23 protein-coding genes are annotated in these 26,888 nt (G+C 65.6%); 5 read left to right on the plus strand and 18 right to left on the minus strand.

Annotated features, from left to right (window positions below; all coding sequences use genetic code 11):
- Positions 1–5: 5 nt before the first annotated feature.
- From BLW09_RS15810 to BLW09_RS15830, 5 genes are read right to left on the minus strand one after another with little or no spacing between them, the layout of a single operon-like run.
- A complete protein-coding gene (locus BLW09_RS15810; protein ID WP_089914880.1) occupies positions 6–1,241 on the minus strand; it encodes an alpha-hydroxy acid oxidase in 1,236 nt (411 codons plus the stop codon).
- 37 nt (positions 1,242–1,278) lie between these two features.
- Complete coding sequence (locus BLW09_RS15815) at positions 1,279–3,084, minus strand: CocE/NonD family hydrolase (RefSeq protein WP_089914883.1); 1,806 nt, start codon at positions 3,082–3,084, stop codon at positions 1,279–1,281.
- The gene (locus tag BLW09_RS15820; RefSeq protein ID WP_089914886.1) at positions 3,081–4,781 is read right to left on the minus strand and encodes a GMC oxidoreductase; all 1,701 of its coding nucleotides are present in this window, start codon (positions 4,779–4,781) and stop codon (positions 3,081–3,083) included. Before BLW09_RS15820 ends, BLW09_RS15815 begins: the two co-directional genes overlap by 4 nt.
- Positions 4,778–5,749 carry a sugar phosphate isomerase/epimerase family protein gene (locus BLW09_RS15825; RefSeq protein WP_089914888.1) on the minus strand — a complete coding sequence of 324 codons (972 nt, stop codon included), beginning with the start codon at positions 5,747–5,749 and terminating at the stop codon, positions 4,778–4,780. The genes BLW09_RS15820 and BLW09_RS15825 overlap by 4 nt, the downstream gene beginning before the upstream one ends.
- Entirely contained in the window at positions 5,749–6,165 is a 417-nt protein-coding gene (locus tag BLW09_RS15830; protein WP_157696971.1) for a C-glycoside deglycosidase beta subunit domain-containing protein, read from the minus strand. Before BLW09_RS15830 ends, BLW09_RS15825 begins: the two co-directional genes overlap by 1 nt.
- A 229-nt stretch (positions 6,166–6,394) precedes the next feature.
- On the opposite strand from BLW09_RS15830, the gene BLW09_RS15835 reads away from it, so the two are divergent.
- Positions 6,395–7,651, plus strand: a complete 1,257-nt coding sequence (locus tag BLW09_RS15835; RefSeq protein ID WP_089914893.1) for an ROK family protein — start codon at positions 6,395–6,397, stop codon at positions 7,649–7,651.
- Between the two features lie 33 nt (positions 7,652–7,684).
- Here BLW09_RS15835 and BLW09_RS15840 read toward each other — a convergent pair whose 3' ends face one another.
- The 7 genes from BLW09_RS15840 to BLW09_RS15870 are packed head-to-tail and all read right to left on the minus strand — an operon-like array spanning position 7,685 to position 13,787.
- Positions 7,685–8,527 (minus strand): alpha/beta fold hydrolase, encoded by an 843-nt coding sequence (locus BLW09_RS15840; RefSeq protein WP_157696972.1) that lies wholly within the window; start codon positions 8,525–8,527, stop codon positions 7,685–7,687.
- A gap of 4 nt (positions 8,528–8,531) precedes the next feature.
- Positions 8,532–9,383, minus strand: a complete 852-nt coding sequence (locus tag BLW09_RS15845) for an alpha/beta fold hydrolase (RefSeq protein WP_089914899.1) — start codon at positions 9,381–9,383, stop codon at positions 8,532–8,534.
- A gap of 10 nt (positions 9,384–9,393) precedes the next feature.
- Positions 9,394–9,915 (minus strand): DUF1097 domain-containing protein, encoded by a 522-nt coding sequence (locus BLW09_RS15850; protein ID WP_089914902.1) that lies wholly within the window; start codon positions 9,913–9,915, stop codon positions 9,394–9,396.
- A gap of 42 nt (positions 9,916–9,957) precedes the next feature.
- Positions 9,958–11,430, minus strand: a complete 1,473-nt coding sequence (locus BLW09_RS15855) for an NAD-dependent succinate-semialdehyde dehydrogenase (protein WP_089914905.1) — start codon at positions 11,428–11,430, stop codon at positions 9,958–9,960.
- Positions 11,427–12,572: an alcohol dehydrogenase catalytic domain-containing protein gene (locus BLW09_RS15860; RefSeq protein ID WP_089914907.1), complete on the minus strand. Its 1,146-nt coding sequence runs from the start codon at positions 12,570–12,572 to the stop codon at positions 11,427–11,429. The genes BLW09_RS15855 and BLW09_RS15860 overlap by 4 nt, the downstream gene beginning before the upstream one ends.
- Entirely contained in the window at positions 12,569–12,970 is a 402-nt protein-coding gene (locus tag BLW09_RS15865; RefSeq protein ID WP_089914910.1) for an FmdB family zinc ribbon protein, read from the minus strand. The genes BLW09_RS15860 and BLW09_RS15865 overlap by 4 nt, the downstream gene beginning before the upstream one ends.
- A 13-nt stretch (positions 12,971–12,983) precedes the next feature.
- The gene (locus BLW09_RS15870) at positions 12,984–13,787 is read right to left on the minus strand and encodes an N-acyl homoserine lactonase family protein (RefSeq protein WP_089914913.1); all 804 of its coding nucleotides are present in this window, start codon (positions 13,785–13,787) and stop codon (positions 12,984–12,986) included.
- 162 nt (positions 13,788–13,949) lie between these two features.
- Here BLW09_RS15870 and BLW09_RS15875 point away from each other — a divergent pair, with 162 nt between their 5' ends.
- Positions 13,950–15,746, plus strand: a complete 1,797-nt coding sequence (locus BLW09_RS15875) for a helix-turn-helix domain-containing protein (protein ID WP_172824230.1) — start codon at positions 13,950–13,952, stop codon at positions 15,744–15,746.
- A 37-nt stretch (positions 15,747–15,783) separates the two neighbouring features.
- Here BLW09_RS15875 and BLW09_RS15880 read toward each other — a convergent pair whose 3' ends face one another.
- From BLW09_RS15880 to BLW09_RS15905, 6 genes are all read right to left on the minus strand, one after another.
- A complete protein-coding gene (locus tag BLW09_RS15880) occupies positions 15,784–16,959 on the minus strand; it encodes a serine hydrolase domain-containing protein (RefSeq protein ID WP_089914919.1) in 1,176 nt (391 codons plus the stop codon).
- On the minus strand, positions 16,956–17,834 hold the full coding sequence (locus tag BLW09_RS15885; RefSeq protein ID WP_197682029.1) for an ATP-binding cassette domain-containing protein: 879 nt from the start codon (positions 17,832–17,834) through the stop codon (positions 16,956–16,958). Before BLW09_RS15885 ends, BLW09_RS15880 begins: the two co-directional genes overlap by 4 nt.
- Positions 17,831–18,814, minus strand: a complete 984-nt coding sequence (locus BLW09_RS15890; RefSeq protein WP_089914924.1) for an ABC transporter ATP-binding protein — start codon at positions 18,812–18,814, stop codon at positions 17,831–17,833. Before BLW09_RS15890 ends, BLW09_RS15885 begins: the two co-directional genes overlap by 4 nt.
- Positions 18,811–19,728: an ABC transporter permease gene (locus BLW09_RS15895; protein ID WP_197682030.1), complete on the minus strand. Its 918-nt coding sequence runs from the start codon at positions 19,726–19,728 to the stop codon at positions 18,811–18,813. The genes BLW09_RS15890 and BLW09_RS15895 overlap by 4 nt, the downstream gene beginning before the upstream one ends.
- The gene (locus BLW09_RS15900) at positions 19,725–20,741 is read right to left on the minus strand and encodes an ABC transporter permease (protein ID WP_089914927.1); all 1,017 of its coding nucleotides are present in this window, start codon (positions 20,739–20,741) and stop codon (positions 19,725–19,727) included. Before BLW09_RS15900 ends, BLW09_RS15895 begins: the two co-directional genes overlap by 4 nt.
- 70 nt (positions 20,742–20,811) lie before the next feature.
- Positions 20,812–22,407 (minus strand): ABC transporter substrate-binding protein, encoded by a 1,596-nt coding sequence (locus BLW09_RS15905; RefSeq protein WP_089914930.1) that lies wholly within the window; start codon positions 22,405–22,407, stop codon positions 20,812–20,814.
- A gap of 47 nt (positions 22,408–22,454) precedes the next feature.
- Between BLW09_RS15905 and BLW09_RS15910 the strand changes: the two genes are divergently transcribed.
- The 3 genes from BLW09_RS15910 to BLW09_RS15920 all read left to right on the plus strand — a co-directional run bounded on the left by BLW09_RS15910 (position 22,455) and on the right by BLW09_RS15920 (position 26,875).
- Positions 22,455–23,411 (plus strand): LysR family transcriptional regulator, encoded by a 957-nt coding sequence (locus BLW09_RS15910; protein ID WP_089914933.1) that lies wholly within the window; start codon positions 22,455–22,457, stop codon positions 23,409–23,411.
- A gap of 102 nt (positions 23,412–23,513) precedes the next feature.
- Positions 23,514–25,343: a hypothetical protein gene (locus BLW09_RS15915; RefSeq protein WP_157696973.1), complete on the plus strand. Its 1,830-nt coding sequence runs from the start codon at positions 23,514–23,516 to the stop codon at positions 25,341–25,343.
- 143 nt (positions 25,344–25,486) lie between these two features.
- Positions 25,487–26,875 (plus strand): APC family permease, encoded by a 1,389-nt coding sequence (locus BLW09_RS15920; RefSeq protein ID WP_197682031.1) that lies wholly within the window; start codon positions 25,487–25,489, stop codon positions 26,873–26,875.
- Positions 26,876–26,888 lie beyond the last annotated feature (13 nt).

The following is a 26,888-nucleotide window of genomic DNA, read 5'->3' on the forward strand; positions in this document are numbered from 1 at the left end:
CATCGTCATTTCAGTGATCTGAGAGCGTTGGAGAGCTGTCTGACGTGCCCCGGGTGGAGTTCTCCGAGATCCTGGACACCGAGGAGCTTCATGGTGCGGACGATCTCGTCGCTCAAAATCGAGATGGCCCGGTCGACGCCGCGTCGTCCGCCTGCCATAAGGCCATACAGGTATGCGCGGCCGATGAGGGTGAATCGGGCACCCAGCGCGACAGCGGCGACGATGTCACCGCCGGACATGATCCCGGTGTCGACGCCGATTTCGACGTCCCTGCCGACCTCCCGTACGACGGCCGGGAGAAGGTGAAACGGGACCGGTGCCCGATCCAGCTGCCGTCCGCCGTGGTTGGACAGGACTATTCCATCGACTCCGTGGCCGGTCAGCTTCTTGGCGTCGTCAAGGTTCTGCACACCTTTCACGACGAGCTTTCCGGGCCAGAGGGTCCGAACGGTGTCGAGATCCGCGTAGGAGATCGAGGGATCCATAGCAGCGTCGACCACCTCGCTGACACCGGCGCCGAGGGAGGTGAGGGACGAGAACTCCAGGGGCGCGGTGGTCAGAAGGTCCATCCACCACCAGGGGCGAGGGATGGCATTCGCGACCGTTCGCAGTGTCAGCTGGGGCGGAATCGAGAATCCGTTTCGGCGGTCTCGCAAACGCGCCCCTGAGACCGGGGTGTCGACGGTGAAGTACATCGTGTCGTACCCGGCCGCCGCTGCCCGTCGCACCAGCCCGTACGAGATCTCGCGGTCCTTCATCACGTACAGCTGGAACCAGTTCCGTCCGTTCGGGTTGGCCTGCGCGACCTCTTCGATGGAAGCTGTGCCCAGGGTCGACAGCGTGAAGGGGATGCCCGCGGCGCCGGCAGCGGACGCGCCGGCGATCTCCCCCTCGGTCTGCATCAGCCGGGTGAACCCGGTTGGGGCGATAGCGAATGGCAGTTCGGAGGGTGCTCCGAGGATCTGCGAGGAGGCGTTGACGTCGGAAGGCAGGCCGCGGAGGATCTGAGGCGAGAATTCAATGTCTTCGAATGCGCGACGGGCTCTCGCAATCGAGATCTCCCGCTCGGCGGCTCCGTCCGCGTAGTCGAACGCCGCTCGTGGCGTTCTCCGCTGTGCGATCGTTCGCAGGTCGCCGATGGTCGATGCCGCCTGGAGGCGGCGCACGGTTCCGTCGAGCACAGGCCGGCGGAACGTGAGCACCTGGGCGAGTTGCGATGCTGTGGGGAACTGGCGCTTCATGGGTGCACCTCCGTTCGGATCGGTCGTGTGGGCGCTCTTATCGCACAGCGACGAGAGGGAGGTGAAGGGTGGAGCCGGCGTGCGGTCCGGTGTGGATGGTGTGCCGTCCGGCGTTGCGCGTCGGAATCTCGGGCGCCGGCAGTCCCGTGACGGTGGGAGACGGAGGAAGCGGGCCTCCGGGCCTGCCCGCGATCTCCAGCACCAGGCGCTGCCCCGGCCGTAGATGAATCCCGGTCGGCCACAGTCCGATCTCTAGGTCGACCGGTTCATGCGGGGACACCGGTTCGTCGCGGTCATGCGCGAGGTAGGGAGCGAGGGGGGTCGAGCGTCGAGGGTCGAGCGCACGCCGGGAGGCTCGGATACGGCCGTTCGGCCCCACGTAGACGTCGGATGCGGTTAGGAGGCCGTCGCGGGCGAGGGCGGCGACCGCCTCCTGCTGTGCGGGGTAAGGCACGTGAAAGCGTAGAGTTCCGTCTGCATCGGTGACGTAGACGCTGGCGAACAGGTCCAGATCATCCCCCTCGCTGGTCTCCGCACGAAGGTGCAGGTTGAGGGGCCCCACGAGCATGCACTCCACGTCGACCGGCCACACGAACCGAGCCACGGCGGTCGGATCCGCGGTGTTGTAGCCGACGGTGCCGTTCTCTGCTGGCAGGGCACGGACGAGAGATCCAGCGTTCGCATCCAGATGGAGTGGGGTCGCCGTAGCATCGACCGGCGGATAGGACAGGGCGGGGATGTCGACCAGGTCCCGGTCCTCGAGTTCGAGGATGGAATACCTCACCCGTGGTGTGGTCTCCCAGGCGTTGGGCTCGTCCTTTAGATAGCGGTCGAAGAACCGCCGCAGGTCGGTCAGGCGATCGGGATCAGCGATATCCACCCATTCGTGGGTGTTGTGGATACGCAACCATTTCTGCCCGGATCCCAATCGCTCGTACGCGCGCAGCGTCGATCGGGTGTGGAGCGAATTCGTCCAGCTGGCCACCACGTACGCGGGCACCTCGATCGACTCCAGCTCGGGACGCTTGTCCGCCCAGTACGGACCCTCGTGCGGGTTGCTGAGCAGGGTGCCCGTGAGATCTTCGAATAGGCCGTTTCCGTAGAGGTGGCCGACGATGTCTGCGTCGTGAAAAGCGAGGTCCGGGATGCCGCCGCGCATGAGAATGTCGCGGAAGACATCGGTGGTCCCTTCCCATGGTGCGATGGCTGCGAGGTGGGGTGGTCGTTCCGCGGCCCCGGCCCACTGCGCCATCGCCAGGTAGGAGTTGCCGGCCATCCCGACTTTGCCGGTGCACCAGGTTTGAGTGGCGGTCCATTCCACGATATCGGCGACGTCTTCGGCGGTTGTGGAGCCGAGGAATCGGAAATCCCCGCCGGAGTGACCGGTGCCGCGCGCGTCGACGACGACGAGTGCGTAGCCGTGCTGGCACCACTCCGCCGGGTCGAGCGCTTCGAACGGCTGGAGCCCTGAGAGTTGGTGCGCCGGCACCCCGAAGCGCGTGGCGTTCACGTTCGTGTTCCAGTAGCCGCCGCGCTTGCTGTAGATGGTGTAGAGCAGGATCGCCGGTACGGGCCCGGCACCGGCAGGCCGGTAGACGTCGGCGTAGAGCGTCGTCCCATCCCGAAGCGCAAGGGAGACGTCGTCGAACACCTCGATGTCCACGGGGAGGGGCCGTGCCCCCTCGGCGTGCACAGAGGCCGCGGGAAGCAGACGGGTCCCGGGGCTGAACTCGGGTATGGGCGGCTCGGAAAGCGAGAGCGGGTTGCCCGGCCGGTAGAGCACGGTCATCTGCTTTTCGCTTTCTGGTGGTCCGGCGTGTTCCGCCGGCGTGCGCGCGGTCATTCTGCCACCGTGCCTGCGCGGTGGCGGGTGAGGTTGCCCGCGGCATGTTCGGACGCGATATGCGCGCAGGCTCGGGCGGTTAGAGCCATGATGGTGAGGGTTGGCCCGACGATCCCGTTGGTGACGTAGCAGCTGGCGTCCGTGACGAACAGGTTGGGCACATCCCACGCCTGGTTGAACGGGTTGAGGACGGAGGTTGCGGGATCATCACCCATCCGGGCGCCGCCGCATTCATGGATCGCGGCACCGATGGCGAGGCTCTTCGTGAAGGAGGCCCGGAAGATGGCGCGGCTGAAGGGATCGGCGTCGGGGAACACCCGCTTGGAGTCCAGGCCGAGTGTGGATCCGGCGAAATTGACCCGCACCCCTGCGTTCTCGGCCATTTCCCGCATCCCGCGGACCTGTTCCCGAAGAAGGGCCTTCTCATTCTCGGTGAGCGTCACGTGAATCCGGGGAATCGGAACGCCCCAGGCATCGGTTCGACGGCGATGAAGGGTGATGTGGTTCTCTTTGTGGGGAAGCATCTCGCCGAAGCCCATCATTCCGACGGCTCCGGGATGTCCGGTCGGGACCGGGATCCGCCCCAGCACGCCCTGCACTGCATAGCCGCCGACGAAAGGCGAGTCGGCTGCGAAGCCCTCCATCATGGGGAGGTAGAGTCCTCCGGCGGCGCCGTAGTACGCGTCAGCAGGGGCCGAGGTGTCGTCCTCCCATCCGGGGAATCGGTGTGTGTCACCGAAGAGCAGCGAGGGGGTCTGGTCCATGAAGTAGCGCCCGACGATCCCGGAGGAATTGGCGAGGCCGTTGGGGTGGCGACTGCTTCCGGAGTTGGCGAGGAGTCGCACGGACTCGATGGTGGATGCGCATAGCATCACGATGTCGGCGAAGACTCGATGCTCGCGTTTGGTCACCCGGTCGATGAAGAGAGCACCATCCGCGAGGCCCGTCCGATCATCGATCGTGATCTGACGAACCACGGCATCCGTTCGGGTGGTGAGCCCGCCGGTGCGTCTCGCGGCCAGGATGCCCAACGGCACGCGTTGTGGGTTCGGGGCGGCATACCGCCAGGCGATGCCGCGACGCTCCGGCCAGCGTTCTCGGGTCTTGTCTGCGAAGTCGTGCTCTGCTGCCGTCAGGGAGGACGCACCGATGTACTTCCCGTCAGGAAGGATGGGCACGTCGTCGGTGTTGCCATACAGGCCGAGGAACTCCTCCACGCGGTCGTACCACGGCTCGACATCGGCATAGCGGAGGGGCCAACGCTGGGCGCCGCGCTCGCGGCCCGCCCCTCCGTCGAAGTCGTAATCGGAACTGCGAAGGAGCACGCGCCCATACGAGTGGAGCCGTCCTCCGAGTTGTCGCCCGCGAACCCAGAGGAAGTCCTGCCCCTTCACCGAGTACGGGTTCTGGAGGTCGTTCACGAGAAACGGACTTGTCTTCTCGCTGAAGAACGCACGACGCACCTGGATCGGTTGGCGGCGCAGTACTGCTGCCTTGGCGCGTGGGTAGAGACCGATCCCCATGGGTCGCACGGGCTCTGGCGGCAGCGGCGCAAAGTCGGCGTCGCTGATGTCCGGTCCGGCCTCGAGCAGCAGGACCTCGAGGCCGCGTTCGGTGAGCTCTTTCACGGCGATACTTCCGGCGGCGCCGGAGCCCACGACGATCACGTCGAACCGCTGTGACAGCTGAACGCTCATGCGGCGGCCTTCGTCTCGATCTGCCTGCGCAGGAATCCTTGCACGGTGCGGATCTGATCGAGGGCACTGAGTTCGGTGTCCCAGTGGTGCCCCTCGTATTCGCAGGAGAGGAATCCGTCGTAGCCGCCATCGAGAAGGACGGAGACGATCTCCGGGAATCGCACGGCGGAGTCCGTTCCCGACTCGTCGATGCCGTAGAACTTGCCATGCACGTGGACGATATGGGGCAGGAGCGGCACAAGATCCATGGGGTCGCCGTGACCGAAGTAGACCTCGCTCTCCAGAGCCATGAGGTCGCCGAGGGCACCCCCGCCCAGGTCCGCCACTTCCTGGCGCAACTGCTCCACCGGAGTACGTTGCCTCCACCCTCTGAGCACATGGTCGATCACCTGTTCCGGCACCCCCTGGTCGGTGAACCGTTTTACGTAGATCGCCGCCGGCGAGTGGCAGAACGCCCCGCTGTCGGGAGTGAACCCCAGATACGGGGAGTCGATCTTCTGGACCTTCTCGATCGCTGGCTCCAACGCCTCCACCGTCATCGGCGCATGGATCTCCATTCCCATCTTCACGTCGTACTTCTCGGCGTAGGGCAGCAGGTCGTTGATGACCGACTCGGCCACCTGCGTGCGAATGACAGGGAAGCCCAGCCGGGCAGCAGCGCGTATCTGCAACCGCAGGTAGTCGATCTGCTCATCCCTGCTGGCCAGCCGGCCGCGAAAGCGCTCGCGGTCGGCGTACGCGCCGTACGCGCTCGGCTGGAGCCCGTATCGGTCGACGAGTTTGCGGAACGTGTACTCGAACTCCGGCGTGAGTTCCGGGAACCCGCGGATCATCTGCGGACCGACGATCTCGACCCCTTGGCCCTCGCCCAGCGAGCCGGCCGCGGCGAAGCAATCCTGGAGTGAATACCGATACGTGTAGTAGTCGACGTTGAAGCTGTAGAGCGTGACTCCGAGTTTGAGGGTCATCAGCTGTCCTTACCGAGGAACTCGACGGTGCGTGAATGTTCGGCCGTCTGCGTGAAGTCGATGGGCCAGTACTCCGGCTCTGCGTACGGGATCCGGAGTGTCAGCGTGAGCGCGACGCGGTGCATGCCCGGTTCCAGTCCGTCGGGCTTCGCAAAACGGACCGTCGCCCGGTCCAGTACGAACCACTCGACATCGGCCAATTCGCCGAGGTCGGCGACCGGATGTTCGACATCTCCGACGCTGATCGTCATCCCCTCGCCATCGACTGTGCCGTCGTCGATCGAGATGACCACGCCCTCCACGCACGAAAGCGGGAGCGACCGGTACCACGGAAGCCGGAGGGCGACGGTCGCCGTGCCGTCCATCGTCGGTCCAGTCAGATCCGCCTGATCGGGGAGCATCAACTCGTCAAACACGGCCGCCACCTACCTGGTCGGCTGAGCAAGTCACCATGTGGGTCACCGTGCTCCTCCTTGAGCTCTAGACATCCGGTCACCTCAGGTGCGCCGGCGTGATAGCGACTCAAACGCATTGGGAGGGCGTATTCAATGTCTTTCTTGCGCTTTTAAACCGCATTGATCGGACTAATATCGTCGGCAGCGGGCGTTGATAGGGTCTCCATCGGTGAAGAAGGGGAGGTGCTGCATGCCGTCTTTGAGAATCGACGCTCCAGCCCTGTCGGCGCGGATTAGCGAGGACCTTCTGGCGAGTACGCTCGCACGACTGCTCGCGAGCGGCGCCGCCGCGTCGAAGCCCGAGTTGGTCCGCACGAGCGGGCTGGCCCGATCGACCGTCGATGCGGGGGTGCGCGAACTCCTGGACCGCGGAGTCGTTCGCACCCAGGGCTACCAGCAATCGGGCGGGCGCGGCAGAGCGGCCGCGGTCCTCGAGCTCGACCCGAGCTACGGGTATGTCCTGGTGGCCGACTGCGGGCGCCATTGGTCGAACCTGAAGGTGTTCGACATCCGTCAGCATCCGGTGGCGGAAGCACACATCCAGATCGAGTTCTCCAATGGACCCGATGTCGTGCTCGAAGCGATCGTGGCCGGCTTCCGAGAGCTTCTCTCCGATCTTCCCTATCGAGCAGTGATCGCTGTGATCGGCTTGCCGGCGCCCGTGGACCATCGGGACGGGTCGATTGTCCGGCCGCCCTTCATGCCAGGCTGGGACCGCTTCCCCGTCATCCAGTACGTCAGCGAAGCGCTCGGTTGCGACGTCATTCTCGAGAACGACGTCAACCTCCGCGCCCTCGGCGAAGCGCGCGCGAGCACGGAGTTCTCCGGGCCCCTGCTATACGTCAAGGTCGGTACTGGCATCGGAGTCGGGATCGTCACATCGGACGGGGTTCTGATGCGCGGAGCCGACGGGTCCTCCGGCGAGATCGCACACCTGAAGGTCACGGGGCACGACGACATCTGCGTCTGCGGGAGCCACGGTTGCCTCGAAACGGTCGCTTCCGTGGGTGCACTCACCCGCTCGATGACCGGAGCAGCACCAGCCACCCCGACGACCCGCGACGAGCGAGACCTCTTCTTGCGCCGGCTAGCCGAAGGGGATCCAGAGGTCAGAGCCAGCGCCCGCCGGGCGGACCAGCATCTCGGGGAAGCCATCGCCAACCTCGTGCATGTCATCAACCCGCACCGGATCGTGCTCGGAGGATCGCTCGCCGACGCCGACGAGGAACTCCTCGCCACCGTGCGCAGCATCGTCTATCAGCAGGCGCTGCCCATTTCCACGCGGGAACTCACTCTGGTCAGACCTGCGTTGGGCTTCGATTCCGGTGCCGCCGGCGGGCTGGTCCTCGGCATCGAACGCGTTCTCGCACCCGATCGGCTGATGGTCGCCGACCGTGATGTCGGACGAACGGAGGACCGACTCAGATCTCTCGAGCGCGAAAGATGACGGGCCGAGAGAGTGTTGCGTGCGATACACACCTCAGGCCGTTGCCGCACTCCCTGCCGACCCCAGGGAACCGGCCGGCGACCTTCCCTCCAGCACGTCCAGCAGAGCGGCGTTCCACTCGATCCGGTTCTCGATGAAGGCGACGTGACCGCTGTTCTCGAACCAGGTGAGAGTGGCGTTCGGGAGGAGGCGAGCGGTCTCCTCTGACCACCGCGGATCCCAGATCTGGTCGTGGCGCCCACTGAAGACCGCGACGGGAAGGTCGATCTCGGGCAGGATCTCTCGAAAGTCGTTGTCGATCAGGGCCTGAAAACTCGTCAGACCGACGAAGGCCGGGACCTTCCACCCTGTCTGAACGAACCACTGCTCCGTTGCGCTGAGGTCGTCACGATGGAAGTTGTTACCGTACAGGCCGGCGATCGTCTCGGTGCGCGCCCAACGGACGGCGTCAACAAGAGGCTGCACCTGGTCCGATGGAGTGCCGAACGGAGCGTCGGGTGCTTCCCAGAACCGTGGTCCGCTCCCCGTGAGCACGAGGTGTCGAATGCGGCCGGGATGCTCGTGCGCATACCTAAGGCCGATGTGTCCGCCCATGGACCAACCCACTAAAGTCACCTCGGTCAAGTCCAGATCGGTGATGAGAGTATGCAGGTCTTCGACGAACATGTCGTAGTTGTAGTCACCCCATGGCTTGTCCGAGGCGCCGTGACCACGCAGGTCGACGGTGATGCAACGGTGGGTCGGCGCGAGGTCGAGGATCTGATAGTCCCAGACATCTCCGGACCCACCCCAGCCGTGGACGAATACGATCGGGTCTCCTGCTCCCCGATCCTCGTAGGCCATGCGGACGCCGGGGGCGACTTCGATGCTCGGCATGTTCTTACTCCTTGTTACTAGCGTGATCGGTGGTGAGGAAATCATTGATCTCAGACGCGACGATCTCCGGGTGCTCAAGATGAAGTGCGTGCCCCGCTCCTTCGACCTCGCGGTAGCGGGAGGAGGGTAGGGTCCAGTGGAGATCCCGGCCATTCTCGACAGGGACCACCCGATCGGCGCTGCCGTGCAGGATGAGCGCGGGAGTGGTGAGCTGGGAGTGGTCGTACCCCGCCTCGAGGAACCTTTCGCAGGCGTCGTACTGCTCCCGCCACACTGTGGGCGGTGTGAGATATCGGAGGCGGGCCGCCAGCAGCTGCTGGTAGACATCGGCGTGCTGTGCCGGCCATCCCTCTGCGAAGGACACGGGCATGGTGCGTACGGCGTATTCGTCCGCAGGGAGCGTCGACGAGTCCAGCCACAATCGGCGGGTGGCTTCGGGGACGGGCGTCGCGGTCGGGCCGCCCCCGCTCGTGCTCACCAGCACCACGTGAGACACCAGGTCGGGGCGGGCGACGGCGAGCAGCTGCGCGATGTATCCACCCATCGAATGACCGATCACCGGTGTCCGGCCCATCCCCCGCTCTCGCAGCTGCTCCAAGACGGTCGCAGCGTCGGAGGCGAAGCGATCGATCGATATTGGTGCGCTTCCCCGCGACGATCTGCCTGTTCCACGATTGTCGAGCGAGAGGAGGCGCACGGTCGGAGAAAGGCGCAAGCGAAGGGGGTGTCCTGCCCATGAGGCGTAGCCGAGACCGTGCAGCAGGAGAACCGGTTGCCCTGCGACGCTGCCGCCGTCGATATGAAGGACCGCTTCATCCTTGGTGGAGATATCCGGGACCATCGCCACGTGGTTCATCGTCGGCGCCTCATGCGTCGGCAGAGCTCGTCGCGCGGGCCGACGTCTTCCGGGAAGCGAGCAGTGCTCCAGCCTTCTCGGACGCGATACCGAACACCGCGCCGGCCACGAATGCGACCGTCAGTAGGACCAACGGGTAGTCGAACCCGAATGGCGCCGCCAGCTTCGCACCCGCCGTGAAGAACCCGAAGGTGGCCGCGAAACCGAGGAACCCGGCGGGCGTCGCCGCCAAGAGGGCGATCCGGCTCGACGCCACGAGGATCGCGGCGCCCACACCGACCGAGATCGTCAGCACCCAGACGTTGCCTCCCGCTGCCGTGATCGCCACGAGCGCGAGCGCCGCGATGACCATTCCCACGAGATTCATGATCACCGATCTGGCGAGGCCGGCGACGCCGCCTCCCGCTGTGAAGAAGGATGCCCATCCGACGAACAGGACCCAGACGGGGATCGGGACAAGTGTGGCGGTGAGCAGGCAGGCCAGAGCCGCCAGGATCCCGATCACCACGGTCGATGCTGCGCGTGCGGACATGCTTTTCGTTCTCCTTCGAACGTTGGGACAAATGGGACTGGATCAGAGGTTGGGATGGGCCATGCCGACGTAGGTGGTCTCGAGGTACTCCTCGATGCCCTCCAGGCCCCCTTCGCGGCCCAGCCCGGACTGCTTGACCCCGCCGAAGGGTGCAGCGGGATTCGAGATCACCCCGGAATTGAGCCCGACCATGCCCGTTTCAAGTGCTTCGATCAAGCGGAACGCCCGGGTGAGGTCACGGGTGAAGACGTACCCGATCAGTCCGAACGGCGTGTCGTTGGCCAGCCTGACCGCCTGTTCTTCCGTTCGGAAGGTGGCGATCGGGGCGACGGGTCCGAAGATCTCCTCAGCGAACACTCGCGCCTCGGGCGGCACGTCGGTCAAGACGGTGGGTTCATAGAAATAGCCTGGACCGTCCACCGCCTTTCCTCCAAGGAGAGCTACGGCTCCCAGGCCGATGGCGTCGTCGACGAGTGCTGCCACTTTCCGCCGGCTGGCCTCGTCGATCAGCGGACCGAGCTGGGTGTCTGGTTCGGCGCCGCGGCCGATCTTCATCGCGCTCATGCCGTCGGCCAGGCGTCTGCTGAATTCATCCGCGACGGACTCGTGCACATAGAACCGGTTCGCCGCTGTGCATGCTTCCCCGATGTTTCTGAGCTTGGCGGCGAGCGCACCCGCCACAGCCAGATCGAGGTCGGCGTCTTCGAACACGATGAACGGAGCGTTTCCCCCGAGTTCCATCGACGTCCGTAGGACATTCTGCGCGGCGTCGGCGATCAGTCCCCGTCCCACCTCGGTCGAACCGGTGAAGGAGAGCTTTCGGAGCCGTGGGTCAGCGATGAGCGGGCCTGTGACGGCGCGAGCTGTGCTCGTGGGGATCACATTGAGAACTCCGGCCGGCAAGCCTGCCGTCTCGAGCACTTCGGCCAGGAGGAGGGTCGTGAGAGGTGTGAGCGCGGCCGGCTTCATGACCATCGTGCAGCCGGCCGCGATGGCCGGAGCGATCTTGCGGGTGGCCATTGCCAAGGGGAAGTTCCATGGGGTGATGAGAAGGGACGGACCGACCGGCTTCTTGAGCACCAGCAGGCGGGATTTGCCGTCGGGGGCCTGGGTGTACCGGCCGCTTACTCTGACGGCTTCCTCTGAGAACCACCGGAGGAACTCCGCACCATAGGCGACCTCACCGCGAGCTTCTGCGAGAGACTTTCCCATCTCGAGCGACATCAGCAACGCGAAGTCTTCGGATCGGGCGGTCACCGCTTCGAAGCCTCGTCGCAGGATCTCGCCTCGTACCCGCGGCGGAGTGGCCGCCCATCCGCTCTGAGCGGCGACGGCGGCGTCGAGGGCCGCAGTGCCGTCCTCGGGGCTGGCATCGGCGACTCGTGCGATGATCTCGCCGGTGGACGGGTCTTCGACGGCAAAGGTGTTCCCGTGTGCGGCCGCACGCCAGCGGCCGCCGATCAGCAGGAGGTCCGGCACGCTTGACAGGAGGGATTCCTCGCGCGGGTGTGTCATTCTCGGCTGCCTTTCACTGTTGAGCCCGAATCGGGTTCGGGGAACAAGATGATCTGCCGTAGCGCGTGACCGTCGGCGAGCTCATCGAGCGCTTGGTTCACCTGTTCGAGTGTGATCGTGGAGGATACGAGCGCGTCGACGGGAAGCCGTCCCTCGCGCCACAGCTGGGCGTAGGTCGGAATGTCCCGCGAGGGAACGGCGGAGCCGAGGTAGCTTCCGACGATTGTGCGGGCCTCGGCGGTGACACCGAGCGGCTTGACGATAGACTCCGCGGCCGGCGCGGGAAGCCCGACCGTGACCGTTGTCCCTCCCAGACCTGTCAGAGCGATCGCTGTTTCGAACGCACGAGGATGCCCGGCCGCTTCGACGACGACAGCGGCTTTGACTCCTCGCTCGATGGCTTCTTGGGGGGTGTACGCAGCGGTGGCCCCCAGCTCTCGCGCCCGCTCCAGTTTCTCGGGGACGGCATCGATGCCGATCACCTCCCCCAGACCGAGGGAGACCGCTGTGATGAGGGCGGCCATGCCGACTCCGCCCAAGCCGACGACAACGATGGTGTCTCCCTCTTGGGGCTTGCCCGCATTGAGGACCGCGCCTCCCCCGGTCAGCACCGCACATCCGAGGACGGCTGCGATCTGCGGCGGAATGTCGTCGTCGATCGGAACCATGGAGCGCCGATCGATGACGGCGTGGGACGCGAATCCGGACACCCCCAGATGATGGAAGACCTCATCGCCGTCCGCATGCAGGCGGCGCTCACCGGACAGTAGTGTCCCCGCGTTGTTCGCGGCGGACCCGGGGATGCAGGGCAGCCGCCCTTCCGTGAGGCAGTTCGCGCATTCACCGCATCTCGGCAGGAACGCCATGACCACACGCTGCCCCACTTTCAGGTCCTCAACGCCGTCCCCCAGTTCGACGACACGCCCTGCAGCCTCGTGCCCGAGGAGCATGGGCACCGGTCGCATCCGGTTGCCGTCGACGACGGACAGGTCGGAATGGCAGAGTCCGGCCGCTTCGATCCGGACCAGAACCTCGCCTGGGCCCGGCGGGTCGAGTTCCAGCTCTTGTACGATGAGCGGCTGGGACTCGGAATAGGGGCGGCTCAAACCGATCTGGTGGAGGACGGCGCCTGTGATCTTCATTTCTCCTTCTCCTTCGAAGTGACGACGGCTTCGGACACCGACTTCGCGATGTCGTCGCCCGCGCGAAGGGGCTTCTCGCGAAAGATCCCTTCGTGCGCGAGGACGGGTCGCCGGTTGCCGGCGAGTTCGGGATGGCGTTCTTCGAGCTTTTCCCGTTTGGCGGCCAGATCGTGCCATCGGCGCACTGTCTCCTTGTCGCCGCCGCGGACTGCGTTCCAGCTCTTCGGCATCTGCTCCCGGCTGGGTCCGGTGGACGCCCGTCCGCCGAGCTGGACGCGCGAGGGACGCTTGGCGGTCTCTGCACCGCACGTCGGACAGTTCGGGCTGGCGTCAGCCATCGATCGCACAGCGGCTTCGAAGCGGTGGCTGTTGACGCACTGGTAGTCGTAAAGGATCATCGGTCCATTCCGCTCAGTTGTAGAAGCCGTCGGGGGCATACCGGAGCGTCTTCGCCTGCTCACCGTCGTGACCGAAGATGACCTCAGCGCCGGTGGCATCTGCGATTCCGCGGAGCTTCTCGACCGATTCCAGCCAGCGAAGGTTGTCCCACACGATCGCCGCGCCCACCGCGGGTGGCCCGAAGCTGTCGGCCAGGTACACCGCATCCGAGGTGAAGATCTTCGTCCCCTCGTTCTCGAGGTCGACCCTGAGCGACATGGTCCCCCAGGTGTGCCCGGGAGTCTCGATCACGCTCACGCCGGGAACGATCTCCACATCGCCGCTGATCCCTTCAAGAGGGAGGTCGCGGTAGTCGTCGACGATGTGCGCGCCCTGGGAGTAGCCCTCGATTTTCAGGGCTTCGGAGATCTCGGTGTGGTTGGCGACGATACGGGTCTTGCCGTTGTCGAACATCTTCGCGTTGGCCGCATGGTCGAAGTGGAGATGCGAGAGGACGAGGAGGTCGATGTCATCGGGGGTGAGCTCGAGCTGTGCGAGCGAGCTGTCCAGGTATCCGGGGCCGTCGACGGGTTCACGGACAGGGAAGAAGTCTTGGAAACCTGTCGGCGCCCACCGCTGTTCCCAGTCGCGTGGGACCCCGGTGTCCCACAAGATCCGCCCTTCGGGGTGTTCGATCAGGACTGCGTGAGTGGGACAGTCACCCCACACAACGGGGTCGTCCTTGTGGAATCGGTCGCGGATCGTCCGACCCCCTTTGAGGAGAAGCCAGGTCAGGTCTGTCTCCATGACACCGGTGGACAGCACGTGAACGCGCATTTCAGTCACAACAACCTCCGTTGCTTGTTGGTCGGTTCAGGGCCACCGCGACGTGCGGTTGTGCAACCCTCCCGCGCTCGAAGAGATATCGCTATGGCTCGATGGCATATTAAAAGCTGTAATGGATGGCCGACTGTGCCATGCGGACGCTACGATGCTCGGGTGGAACGCCCGAACCAAAGCAGCTCGCCCTCGACCGCTGCCGTTCTGCGCGCCATGCGCGAGGCCGCCTCGGACATCGCGAATGTGAGAGATGGCGTTCTCGTCTCACGGGCGATCGTGCGCCACACGCGCCGACTCCTCGGCACCGACATGGCCTACCTGAGCCTGAATGACCTCGCTGCCGGTGAGACCTACATCCACGTGACCGACGGAGTTCGGACGGAAGCCTACCGGAGCATCCGGATGCCGCTCGGAACGGGTGTGCTGGGTGCGGTCGCCGCCGGAGGTGCCGTGGTGCAGACGGCGGACTACCTCTCCGACTCGGACATGAATCATCTTCCGGACATCGACGAAATCGTCAGAGAGGAGGGTGTCGTCGCCATCATGGGGGCGCCGCTTCGCGTAGGAGGCCGCGTGATCGGCGGGCTGCTCGTGGCCGATCGCACTGCGACCCACTTCCCCCGCGGCGCTGTCGAGGCGTTGGAGCGTATGGCTGAGCTCGGAGCGATCGCGGTAGAGCAATCGAGGTTGGTCGCGGAGAACGCAGCACTGGCAACGGAGGTGAAGAGTGCTGAGGGCCAGGGGGAGGAACGGTTGAACCGCGTTGAGAAGGTGCTTCGCCTCGACGATCAGATGGTGCAGAGCTTGGTGGCACCGACCGGGCTGACCGGGGTGGCCGAGACCCTGAGCGAGGCTGTCCACATGGCTGTCGGGATCCATGACGCACGAGGCCGACTGGTCGCAGGACGGCCGCTGCTCCCGCGCCAGGCGTTCGATCATTGGGAGGTTCGGGCCGCGGTCGCAAGCTCTACGCAAAGCGGCCGCTCCGTTGGCGTCCGCTGGGACCGCAGACCGTACGTCGTCGTGTCCGTCACCTCAGGCGACGAGCACATTGCGACCCTCGTCGCACGAGGCCCGGTGGAGCAGATCGAGGGCCAGCTGCTCGAGCGTGCCGCCACCTTTGTCGGCGCCATCATGCTTTTCGAGCGCAGCCTGATCGATGCGTACAACCGGGCCCAATCGGCCCTCTTCGACGACCTGGTATCAGACAGGTCCGGAGACCGCCATGCGCTCACCGCCGCGGCGCAATCGTATGGGATCGCGGCTACCGAACCCTCGGCAGTCCTCGCCATCGCCACGAGCCCCACCGAGCGATATCAAGCCCTGAACACCACGCGTGCTGCGATTCGGGACCGGCCAGCCGTCGTCTCACTCCACGGCTCGGAGGTCTGTGTGATCCTGGGGAGTCCCGCGGAATCCCACGTCGTGCACGCTCTGTCGAACGAATTGATTGCTGCGCTCCAGACCGAGGGTATGTCCCCCTTGATCGGGATCGGTCACGCTGACGGCAGCGAGTTCATCGCCGGCGCTCACCATCAGGCCCACCGGGTGCTCGCCGCCGAAGTCGCTCTGGGCTGGCGCAGCGGATACGCCGACGCCGTCCAGTTGGGACTCGCCGGGCTGCTCCTCAGCGGCACCGACCGCGCGACCGTCGACGCGATGCTGGTGCGAACAATCGGGCCCCTCACCGAATACGACGAAACGCACTCCAGCGAACTCCGCCTCACCGCATGGACCTACTTCGAATGCGGGACTCACCTGGAGTCAACGGCCACCAGGCTCTTCCTCCATCGGAACACCGTGCGCCAACGGGCCGAACGCATCGACGCCTTGCTCGGTCCGAACTGGCGCCGAGCTCCGTGGAGCGCAGACATCCACTTCGCCTTGCGAGTCTGGCGGCTCAGCGAAGCGGGTCTCGTAAACGAGAATCCTTCCGCGTCAGTCAACACGGCCTAGCGACATCCCGCTGTCCCGCTACCACCACTGCAGACCGTCACCGAGGCAGCGCGGCGCACACCCCACTGAACAGACGCGCATGGATCTCGTTGCCCGCGGCGGAGACGGGATCGGGTGCCGAGGAGAACTTGACGATCACGGTTCCGGTCTGCGGATCCAGCCAGATGTACTGCCCGTGGATGCCGACCGCATAGACGTTCCCGCGGTCGTTGCCGGTCGACCACCATTGATTGCGGTACGAGACCCGTGGGAATTCGCGCTGGATCAGGAGGTTGCGCGCGACGTCGCGGTCTCCCCCGGCCATGGTCTGCCGCACCCACTCCTCGGACACGACGCGCCTGCCTTCGATGGTGCCGCCGCCGAGCATCAGCCAGCCGACACGGGCGAGGTCGGCTGCTGTGCAGGAGATGCCGCCGTTGGCGGAGGCGAATCCCGACGGGTCAACGGTGATCGTGGCGTCCTGCGCGCAACGCAGCCGTTCCCAAACGCGCGCCGCGAGAACGACGGGATAGCGTTCACCGGTCACCGCCTCCACCAGCCATGCCAGGGCATCCGTGTCGGCGGAGCAGTACTGGAAGCGCCGGCCGTGCATGCCGTTGGCCTTCAACCCTCGCAGGAACTCGTACGTGTCCGCCGGATCGGTGTCGCGACGAGGACGCCACCCGGCGATGCGGTCCTGAGCCTGCATATGCGACTCGGGGTTGCGGTACTCCTCTTCGTACTCGACCGCGACGGTCATGTCGAGCACCTGCTGCACAGTCGCGTCGCCATACGCGGAACCGTCGAGTTCGGGGACGTACGACGCCATGGTTCGTCCCACGTCGATCAACCCGTCATCGACGAGCGTTCCCACCAGGATCCCGCAAATGGACTTCGACACGCTTTGGAGCAGGTGGCGGTCGTCTGGCGCAAAGCCGGGACGATAGTACTCAGCAATCGTTCTGCCATCCCGTTGCACCAGAAAGGCGTCGGTCCAAGAATCCGCGAGCATCGCCCGCAGATCGGCCACGCCGTCCAGCGCGGTCAGTGCGTCCACCCCGGAGTCTGCCCTGGTGCGATGGCCGATGGTGGCGGTGGGAACCAGCTCACTCACGTGGGCGAACGCCCACTGGCTGTGCGGCACATCCTGCCAGCTATCGAGGTCGAGCTCCTCCGCGACCCCAGGGTAGCGAGGCGGCCGGGTCGTGCTCTGTTCAATCGTGAGGCGGGTCATCGCAGCACTCTCATCTCGTCTCGGGCGGTAGGGGTCGTGGTGCCCGGATCCGGGGGGAGGTCCTTCCTATCCAGCTGTGCAATCCCGGGAGCCGCAGGCATGGCGGCCAGTAGGCGACGTGTGTAGTCGTGGGCCGGTGACGTCAGCACATCCTGAGCTCGCCCCGTCTCCACGAGGGAGCCGCCGCGCATCACGCCGACGTCGTCGCTCATGTACTGCACGACATCGAGGTCGTGGGAGATGAGCAGGTAGCTCAAGTCGCGCTCGCGTTTGAGCCGCTGCAGGAGATTCAGCACCTGCGCCTGCACCGACACGTCCAGCGCGCTGGTGGGCTCGTCGAGCACCACCAGGCGCGGGCCCGTTGCGATCGCCCGCGCGACGCCGACGCGCTGGCACTGGCCTCCCGAGAGCTGATGCGGCAGCCGATCGCCGTGCACCGCCGCAAGTCCCACCTCGTCGAGGAGCTCCTCGACCTTCCGCCGGATCTCCGCACGGCTCAGCCGGGTGTGGGTGCGCAGCGGCTCGGCCACGATGTCTCGTATGCGCATGCGCGGATCGAGCGCCATGATGGGGTTCTGGAAGACCATCCCCGTCTGTGCCCGGAGTCGTCGCAACGCGCCCCGGTGGAGCTTCGCAGGATCTTCCCCAGCTATGAGGGATCGACCGGACGTTGGAGCGATGAGGTTGAGGGCGCAACGGGCGATGGTGCTCTTGCCCGACCCCGACTCGCCGACCAGGCCGAATGTGGTCCCGGTGCGGATCCGGAAGCTCACATCGTCCACCGCCCGGGTCTCTGACTTGCGTGTGCGGTAGACCTTGACGATGTGCTCGACGACGAGGGCGTCGACGTCCGTGGTGTCCAGGGTGGTGCTCACAGCTCTCCAACTCTCAGGCATGCCGCCTCGTGCATCGAGGCGACGGGCTCCAGGGCCGGATCCGTCGCTCGGCAGCGGGCTTGCACGGCCGGACAGCGATCGGCGAAGGCGCAGCCCGTGATGCCCAGCAGGTTCGCCGGCACCGATCCGGCGATCGCATCGAGCATCTGACCGGGTTGACGCCGCGACGGCAGCGCGCCGATCAGACCACGGGTGTAGGGATGCGCCGGGTTGCGCAGCACCTCCGCCGCAGGTCCCTGCTCGATCACGCGACCTGCGTACAAGACCGCTACCGAATCGCAGATCTCCTGCACCACACCGAGATTGTGGGTGATCAGCAGCACGCCAAAACCGAAGCGTTCGCGCAGGGACAGCACGAGCTGCAGGATCTGTCGCGCGATCGTCACATCCAGTGCCGTCGTCGGCTCGTCGAGGATGAGGAGGCGCGGTTCGCAAAGAAGCGCCATCGCGATCATCACGCGCTGCAGCATTCCGCCGGAGAGCTCGTGCGGGTGGCTGCCATAGACGCGGCTGGGGTCCGGGAGCCCGACAAGGCCCAGGTAGTCGAGGATCCGCTCCTTGGCCTGGGCCCGGCTCATCCGACGGTGGCGGCGGAGCACCCCACGCAACTGGTCCCCGAGGGTGAAGACGGGGTTGAAGGCCGTGCCGGGGTTCTGAAACACGATCGAGACGACATCGCCGCGTGCCGCGGACGGGGCGGAGAAGTCCTGCTCGGTGCCATCGAGCACGATCCGCCCGGACGGGCGTGCGCCCTCGGGCAGCATGCCGAGCACGGCCAGTCCGGTCAGGCTCTTGCCGCAGCCGGTCTCGCCGACGACACCCAGGATCTCTCCCGGCGCGATCGAGAAGGTGACACCGCGGACGGGACGGTTGGTGATCCGGCCTCGCTCTGCGAACGCGACCTCCAGATCCTCCACGAGAAGCAGGTCGGTCATCGCTTCACTGATCGTTTCACTCATCGCTTCACCTGCCGAGGGTCGAACAGGTCGCGCAGCGCGTCGCCGATCAGGTTGAAGCCCAGGACCGTGGCGAAGATCGCGAGGCCGGGGAACGTCGAGATCCACCAGTACGTGAAGATCTGTCCGCGCCCTTCAGCCACCATGAGCCCCCAGTCCGGAGATGGGGGCTGTGCGCCGAGACCGAGGAAGGCCAGCGATCCGGCGGCGAGCACGACGGCGCCGATGTCGACGGTCGCCTGAACCAGCACCGGTGTCATGCAGTTTCGCAGGATGTGGACGCTGACGATGCGCCAGGCCGGGACACCGATCGCCCGTGCGGCCTCCACGAATGGGCGATCGCGCAGGGAGCGCGCCTCGGCCCGCACGAGTCGGGCATACCAGGGCCACCACGCGATGGCGAGCGCGAGGCCGGCGTTGAACAGGCTGGGACCGAGGATGGCGACGGTCACCATCGCCAGCAGCAGCGGCGGGAAAGCCTGGAACACCTCGGTCACGCGCATCAGAACGTCGTCAAGCCAGCCCCCGCGGTACCCGGCGATGGCGCCGAGAGGGATGCCGATCACCGCGGCGATGAACACGACCACGAGCGAGATGACGAGCGCGGGTCGCGCGCCCATGATGATACGGCTGAGCACATCGCGGCCGAGCTGATCCGTGCCGAGGACGTGAGCGACGCTGGGGGCGAGGTTGCGAGTGGCAGCACTGGTCTCCCCGAGGCCCTGGGCCGGGAAGGGCGCTATCCACTGGCCGAACACGGCCAAGACGATCACGAGAAGGACGATGGCGAGGCCGGCCGCGGCAAGCCAGTCGGTGCGGAGCACCCGGATCAAGCGGCTCAGCCCGGTATCGCGTGCGGAGAAGGCGGCCGGGCGGAGTGCGGCCGTGGCGCTGGTCATGGTCGGGGTCGTGGTCATGACGCCCTCACTCTCGGGTCGAGTCGTGCTTGCACGAGATCCACGGCGAGGTTGGCAACCAGGTACCCGAACGCGCCGAGCAGGGTGATCGCCATGATCGACGGATAGTCGACAGACAGCATCGCGGTGCTGGCGAACTGCCCGATTCCGGGCCAGTTGAAGACCACTTCGACGAAGAAGGTGCCGGTCAGCGCGTAGGCCGCGGCGAGCCCGATGATCGTCATCGACGGCGGCAAGGCGTTCTTCAAAGCCAGCCGCCAGCGCACCATGAACGAGCGCACCCCGTACGCGTTGGCCGTGAAGACGTAGTCCTGGCCGAGGACCTCGAGCATCGATGCCCGGGTCATCCGCGCGATGAGGCCGAGCGGGTAAGCGGCGAGCGTGAGCGCCGGCAGGATGAGGTGCGTCATGCCGTCGCCCCAGGCCACGAAGTTGCCCGTGATGAGGCTGTCAAAGAGGGGAAAGCCGGTGACGTTCGCGATCGGGTGCAGGTACTGCGTTTGGGTCGAGAAGGCACCAGTCGCCGGGAGAAGGTGCAGCTGGCCGACGAAGAGGACCTGGAGCAGCAATCCGAGCCAGAAGGCCGGCATCGAGACGCCTCCGATCGAGAGGATGCGGATGGCGCCGTCAGCCACACCCCCGGGGCGTTTGGAGGCGACCACACCGAGCACGATGCCGAAGACCGTTGCGAAGAGCATGGCCGCGAACAGCAGCTCGAGGGTGGCCGGCAGCCGCGTCCCCAGCTCCAGGAGCACGGGGCGCTTGGTCGAGAGCGAGTCGCCCCAGTTCCCAGTGACGAGACCCCACAGGTAATCCAGATACTGGATGGGCAGGGGGCGGTCGAAGCCCAGTCGGGTGCGGATGCGGGCGAGCTCCTCCGGCGGAGCCTTGGGGCCGGCGTAGACGACAGCCGGGTCGGACGGGATGACGCGGGAGAGGATGAAGACCACCAGCGTGATCACGAGGAGCACGAGCAGCGCAGATCCGACTCGGCGGATGATGAGCCGTGTCATGGGAGCACCTCCTTCCAGGGGTGTGCGACGCTGGGGGCGGGACATACCCGCCCCCACCGGTCCGTTCTGGTCAGGCGGCCGGAGCGATCGGAGCGAAGAAGGTCGTGAAGGGATAGTTCTCGTTGAATTTCTGGACCTTCAGATCCTTCGGGACGATCGTGACCGATTGGGCGTCGAACAAGAACAGTCCGGGCGCCTGCTTCACGAGCAGGTCCATCGCTTTCTCGTAGGTGGCCTGGGCCGCGGCCCGGTCGCTTCCGGTGAGGGTGCCGGCCTTGTCCACCAGCGCGTCGTACTCGGCGTTCTTCCAGTAGCTGAGGTTGAAGAACGGCTTGTCCGAGGAGTGGAACAGCGAGTTCAGGTTGTCGGACCCGGCATCGCTGTACGTCGGCCAGTAGTAGACGACGAAGATGTCCTGCGCGTTCGCCGGATCCGCCTTGGCCTTCTCCCATTGCTGGTTGAACAGCTCGGCCGTGACGTTCAGGGTGACGCCGATCTTGGCGAAGGCGTCCTTGATCAGCGGCACGAAACGGGCCTCGGCAGGGTTCTCCGACGCGTACGTCAGGTTCAGAGTCAAGCCGCTGGCGTGCCCGGACTCGGCGAGCAGCGCCTTCGCCTTCTCCAGGTCCTGTTTGTACTGCGGGACCTGATCGCTGTACGGGAAGATACCCTTCGGCACCGGCCCGTGCGACTGGGTGCCGTAACCCTGCACGCCCACGTCGATGAGGTCCTTGTACGGCACCGCGTAACTGAGCGCCTGTCGTACCTTCGGATCGTTCAGCGGAGCGCGGGTCGTGTTGAAATACGCGAGGTAGTTGAACGGCGAGTTCGCCGCGCGCACCTCTCCGCCTACCTGCTTGGCAACGGAGTCGACGTTCTCCAGCGGAAGCGTGGTGGCGAAGTCGACCTCCTTCGCCGTGAGCATCTGCTGTGCAGTCACAGCGTCGGGTGTGATCGAGATGTCGACGATCTTGTAGTGCGGGGCTTTGCTCGTGTTCCAGTACTTGTTGTACGCCTGGAGCACGACCTTCTTCCCTGGTTCGTAATCCTTGAGCGTGAACGGACCCGTGCCGGCCTCGATGCCCTTTTCGAAGTATTTGTCATTGGAGGCGGACGCCGCGAGCGCCTTGGGCGCCACGATCCACGCGCCATAGGTGGAGGCGGCCACAAGGTCCATGGGAGCCGAGTACTTCAGCTTCATCACCACGGTCGAGGCGTCTGTGGCCGTCACGGTGTCCAGCGGAGCCCAGATGAACGCGGCGCCGGCGCGCTTGCGTGCGGCCTCGATACTGCCGACGACCGCGTCCGCGTCGACCTTCTCGCCATCGTGAAACGTGACACCCTTGCGGATGTGGAAGGTCCAGGTGAGGCCGTCGGCGCTGGTCTCCCACTTCTCCGCGATCGCGGGAGTGAATGCTTCGGTGGAGCCCTCCGGGTTCTTCCAGAGCAGCGGCTCGTAGATGTTGCCCAGATAGAGGGCCTCCGTCGAGAATGATGCGACCGGATCCCAGGTCGTGACGGCAGCAGAGGCGGCGACGGTGAGCACGCCGCCATCCGCGCCGGTGCCGCTGGATGCGGGAGAGCAGCCGGACAAGGCTGCGAGGCTGACGGCGGCGGCGATGCCCAGGGCAGCGAGCCGACCGCGTTTGATTCGGGTGACGTCCATGTCCACCTCACTGTGAAGATGTTCCGCCGGGGTGCGGAGTACGGACAGTGTATGGACATGCGAGCGAGACTCGCCAATACTTGACTATCACCCAAACGATGCTCCGGAGGTATCTCTTGGATCTGCGCCTGTTGCGTTATTTCGTCGCCGTGTGCGAGCACGGCACCGTGCATGCGGCAGCCGACGAGCTGCGAGTTGCGCAACCCTCACTGAGCCGACAAATCCGCGGGCTGGAACGCGATCTCGGCTTCACACTGTTCGAGCGGGTGCCTCGGGGAGTGATCCTCACGGCGGCCGGGCAGGCGTTCCTTCCGATTGCGCGTGATCTTCTGACGCACGCCGCCCGAGCATCCTTCACAGCGAAGGCCATCGCCGCCGGAAGCGGCGCAGGCCTCACTGTCGCCTCGGCTACCACGACGGTGACAGACATCATCGCGCCGTTCATCGTCTCCCAAGGCGCACGAGGCGCCATCCAGAATGTCGTGGAGTCGCTGCCACAGGACGTATACGGCGTACTCGCCGGAGGAGACGCGGATTTCGCGGTCGGCACTCGAGTGCCTCCGGCAGAGTTCCGCTCAGAGGTCGTCGGGTACGCCTACCTCTGGGCACAGATGCACCCGGAGCATCCCCTCGCGGACATGCCGAACGTGCCGCTCGAACTGCTCGTCCAGGAGCCGCTCATCGTGATGAGCCGCGCGCACGGTGTGCGTCAGATGTTCGACAACGCGGTCACGAGCGCCGGACTGTCGTACACGCCGGCCATTGAGACGACCTCGCTCTCCCTCGCCCTCGCCCTCGCAGCGGCCGGCCGCGGTGTCTGCATCCTGTCGGACGATTCCCGCTACGGGTTACACACCGCCCCGATCCGCACTGCCGACGGCGATCTCGCCATCACTCTCTACGGCGTCTGGGATGACAAGCACTACGCCGGCGCCCGCATCCAGCACTGCCTTTCCGACCTCGGCGCCTTCGTCGCCGTGCTCTATCCGCAGAGCCGGCACTGACTCTGATGCCGCGAAAGCATCGACGAGAGAGAGTACAGGTCTTGGACGCGCATCCCCTCGACCGCCCATGCTGAGGCCCACACATCGATCGAGGAGGATCACATGCGTGTGCGTCAACTTGTCGCCGGCCTGGCGGCGATTGTCATCGGGTCAAGTCTTGTGATCGCGACAGGCGCGACAGCAGCGGAAGCGCGGGGGTTCGGCGACCTGCGCGGGAACGGCGCCGTCTCCCGCACGGTGCTCACAGCGGCGCAACTGCAGAGTGGTGACGCCGCGGGAACCGTTGCAAGCAGCGCATTCGGGCTGCCGGCCGATGCGGCGAACCCCCGGAACTCCTTCGAGGGCACACTGACCGTCTCGCACGCGGGAGAGGTCGGTGGCTTCAGCGCGATCAGGGATCCCTACGATTACGCGTCGATCGCCGCCGTGAAGCATCTTCCCGACTTCTCCGCCACCCTCGTGCAAAAGGGAAGCTACCTGATTCCCGCTGAGCGCGGAGTGCGGATCACAGGGAACGACGCATGGAACATCGCGCTCGGCGTCGGCCGGGCCTGGCAGGAGAACGGCGACGGCAGACTGACCCGGGCCGCCCTCCCGTTCTCCCTCATCGAGCGCAACGCGAACTGCGTGCACAACGGGCTGATCACCTTCCTGTTCTCACGCAACCAGACCTCCCTCCTGCGGTACCAGATCACGAGCGAGACCTGTGAGTACTTCCAGTTCGACATGTGGGGGCAGCTGCCCGCCACCCTCACCCAGGGGAAGGTCGCGAGCGCGCAGCGAATCCGGGCCGGGTTCGCCGCCGAGCTCGCTGCGCGCATCCCCACGCGACCCATCGCGCAGCTCGCGACGGACTACCCTGCCGCGGGGATCGACACCTCGGCATTCGGCGCCGGCATCACCCCATCGGCGCGCACGACGCTCGGTTTCGTCTACGGCGGCGTGAACTACGTCGGCGACTGCCCGACCAGGCAAGGCCCGCACCCGTTCTGCAGCGAGGTCCTGATGCCCTCCTACTCAACAGCCAAGACTGCGTTCGGCACTCTGGCGCTACTGCGGCTGGCCCAGAAGTACGGACCTTCGGTAGCAGACGAGTTGATCACCGCGCTGATTCCACAGGCGGCCGGAATGCCCGCGTGGAAGGGCGTCACGATCCGGGACGCGGTCGACATGGCGACCGGAAACTACACCTCCGCCGGCTACGAAGTCGATGAGGGCGGAAGCACCATGAGCGCATTCTTCGCCGCCGAGAGCGAGACGCAGAAAACCGCGACAGCGCTGTCCTTCCCCCGCTCGGCCACGCCAGGAACAACGTGGGTCTACCACACGTCCGACTCGTACCTCGCCGTGCAGGCCATGAACGCCCTGCTTCGCCAACACGAGGGTCCCCGTGCCGACATCTTCAGCATGCTGTGCAACGAAGTACTGATCCCGGCCGGCGTCGGCCCGGACTCCCTGACGACATTGCGCACAGACAACTCGCCGACGGGAGCACCGTTCGGCGGGTACGGAATGTTCTGGACCCAGGATTCGATCGCGAAAGTCGCCAGGCTCATGGGGCCGCAGCACGGGGCCGTTCATGGCGTTCAGCTGCTCCACCCCGGGCTCCTCGATGCGGCGCTGCAGCGCAACCCCGCCGATCGCGGGCTGCCGGTAACCGGGAGCACCGTCCTGCGGTACAACGCGGGCGTCTGGGCGAAGGACTACAGCTCCGTGAACGACCCCGCCTTCACGACGCCGTTCACCGTCCCGTTCATGTCGGGCTTCGGCGGTATCACGGTAGCAATGATGCCGAACGGCTCAACGTACTACGTCTTCAGCGACAACGATGAGTTCGTGTGGGCCTCCGCGGTCTCTCAATCTGCGAAGCTCGCCACAATGACGGGAGGCGGCACCGCGACCCCCAGCCCTACCGCTTCAGGACACCGCTGACGAGCGCATCCGATACCTCGGAGGCATTTCGGCGACGCACTTGGAATCTTTGACGGGCATCAACCGACGGTCGATACTGAGGAGCACCCATCGATCGAGGAGGATCCCATGCGTGCCCGCTACTGTGTCGCCGGAGGCGCGAAATGAGTCAGCGCGAGGGCCACCTCGAGAAGCGGCTCGGGCTGCCATCGGTTGTCGCATTCGGCCTGGCCTACATGGCACCGAGCCTGGTGATGGTGATCTTCGGTGTCATCGCGGTCGCCAGCGCCGGAACCGCCCCGACCGCCTTCCTGATCGCCACGTTGGCCATGCTTTTGACGGCTATCAGCTACTCCAAACTCTCCAAGCATTACCCGGTGTCCGGCTCCGCCTACTTCTACGCACGCCGGCTCCTGAACTCCCCCATCGGATTCCTGGTCGGCTGGAGCATCCTGCTGGACTATCTTTTCCTGCCGATGGTGGCCTGGCTGGTGCAATCGGTCTACCTCAACGCCCAGTTCCCGGAGATCCCGGTGTGGGCATGGATGCTCATCAACGCCGGTCTCACCACCGCCATCAACATCATCGGACTCGTCCTCAGCGACCGCGTCAATATGGTGCTCACTGCGTTCTCCGTCTTCCTGGTGCTGCTGTTCGTGGCGTACTGTCTGGTCTTTCTGGTGCACCATCCCGCTCACGACTACATCACCCCCGTCTGGAACAGCCAGACCAGCCTCGGCGGAGTGACCGCGGCCGCCGCGATCGCCGCATACTCATACCTGGGATTCGACGCGGTCACAACGTTGTCGGAAGAGACCAAGGACGCATCCAAAACGATCCCCCGCGCCGTCATCCTGGTGATCGTGATTGGAGGGCTTCTGTTCGTCAGCGTCGCCTACGTCATGCAGCTGGTCCACCCCGGCTTCAACTTTGGCGGACCGGGCGACGAGCAAGTGGGCGGCTACATCCTTTCCATTCAGGTCGGCGGGCAGACCTTCGCCGACTGGACCAACCTGGCCGGCGTCGTCGCCGGGTTCGCGTCGGGACTCGCCGTGCAGCTCAGCTCCAGCAGACTGCTCTACTTCATGGGACGCGACGGCGTGCTGTCCAAACGACTGTTCGGCTGGGTCAGCCCCGTCACCAAGACACCGATTTGGGCGATCGCGTTCACGGGACTGATGTGCGTCGTCGGCATGTTCCTGACCACCGACATCGCCTACTCCTTCATCAACTTCGGCGCCTTCACCGGTTTCACCGTCGTGAACATCTGCGTGATCGCGTTCTATGTCCGCAAACGAAAGACCACACCGCTCGGCGTTGTCGGGTACGTGATCCTCCCCGCCGTGGGCGCCTGCGTCACCCTTTACATGCTCACCCGACTGAGCCCGACCGCACTGATCATCGGGTCCACCTGGCTGGCCGCGGGTTTCCTATGGCTCCTCTGGCTCACGCGCGGGTTCCGGCGCCCCACGCCCGCGATGTCGGTCGATGAGGCAGGCGGCGAGATCGAGGACATCCGCACGCGGCCCGTCAGAGCCGTCGAATTGGAGTAGCGAGGACTCAGGC

The organism is Leifsonia sp. 21MFCrub1.1 (assembly GCF_900107895.1).
GTDB classification, from domain to species: domain Bacteria; phylum Actinomycetota; class Actinomycetes; order Actinomycetales; family Microbacteriaceae; genus Leifsonia; species Leifsonia soli.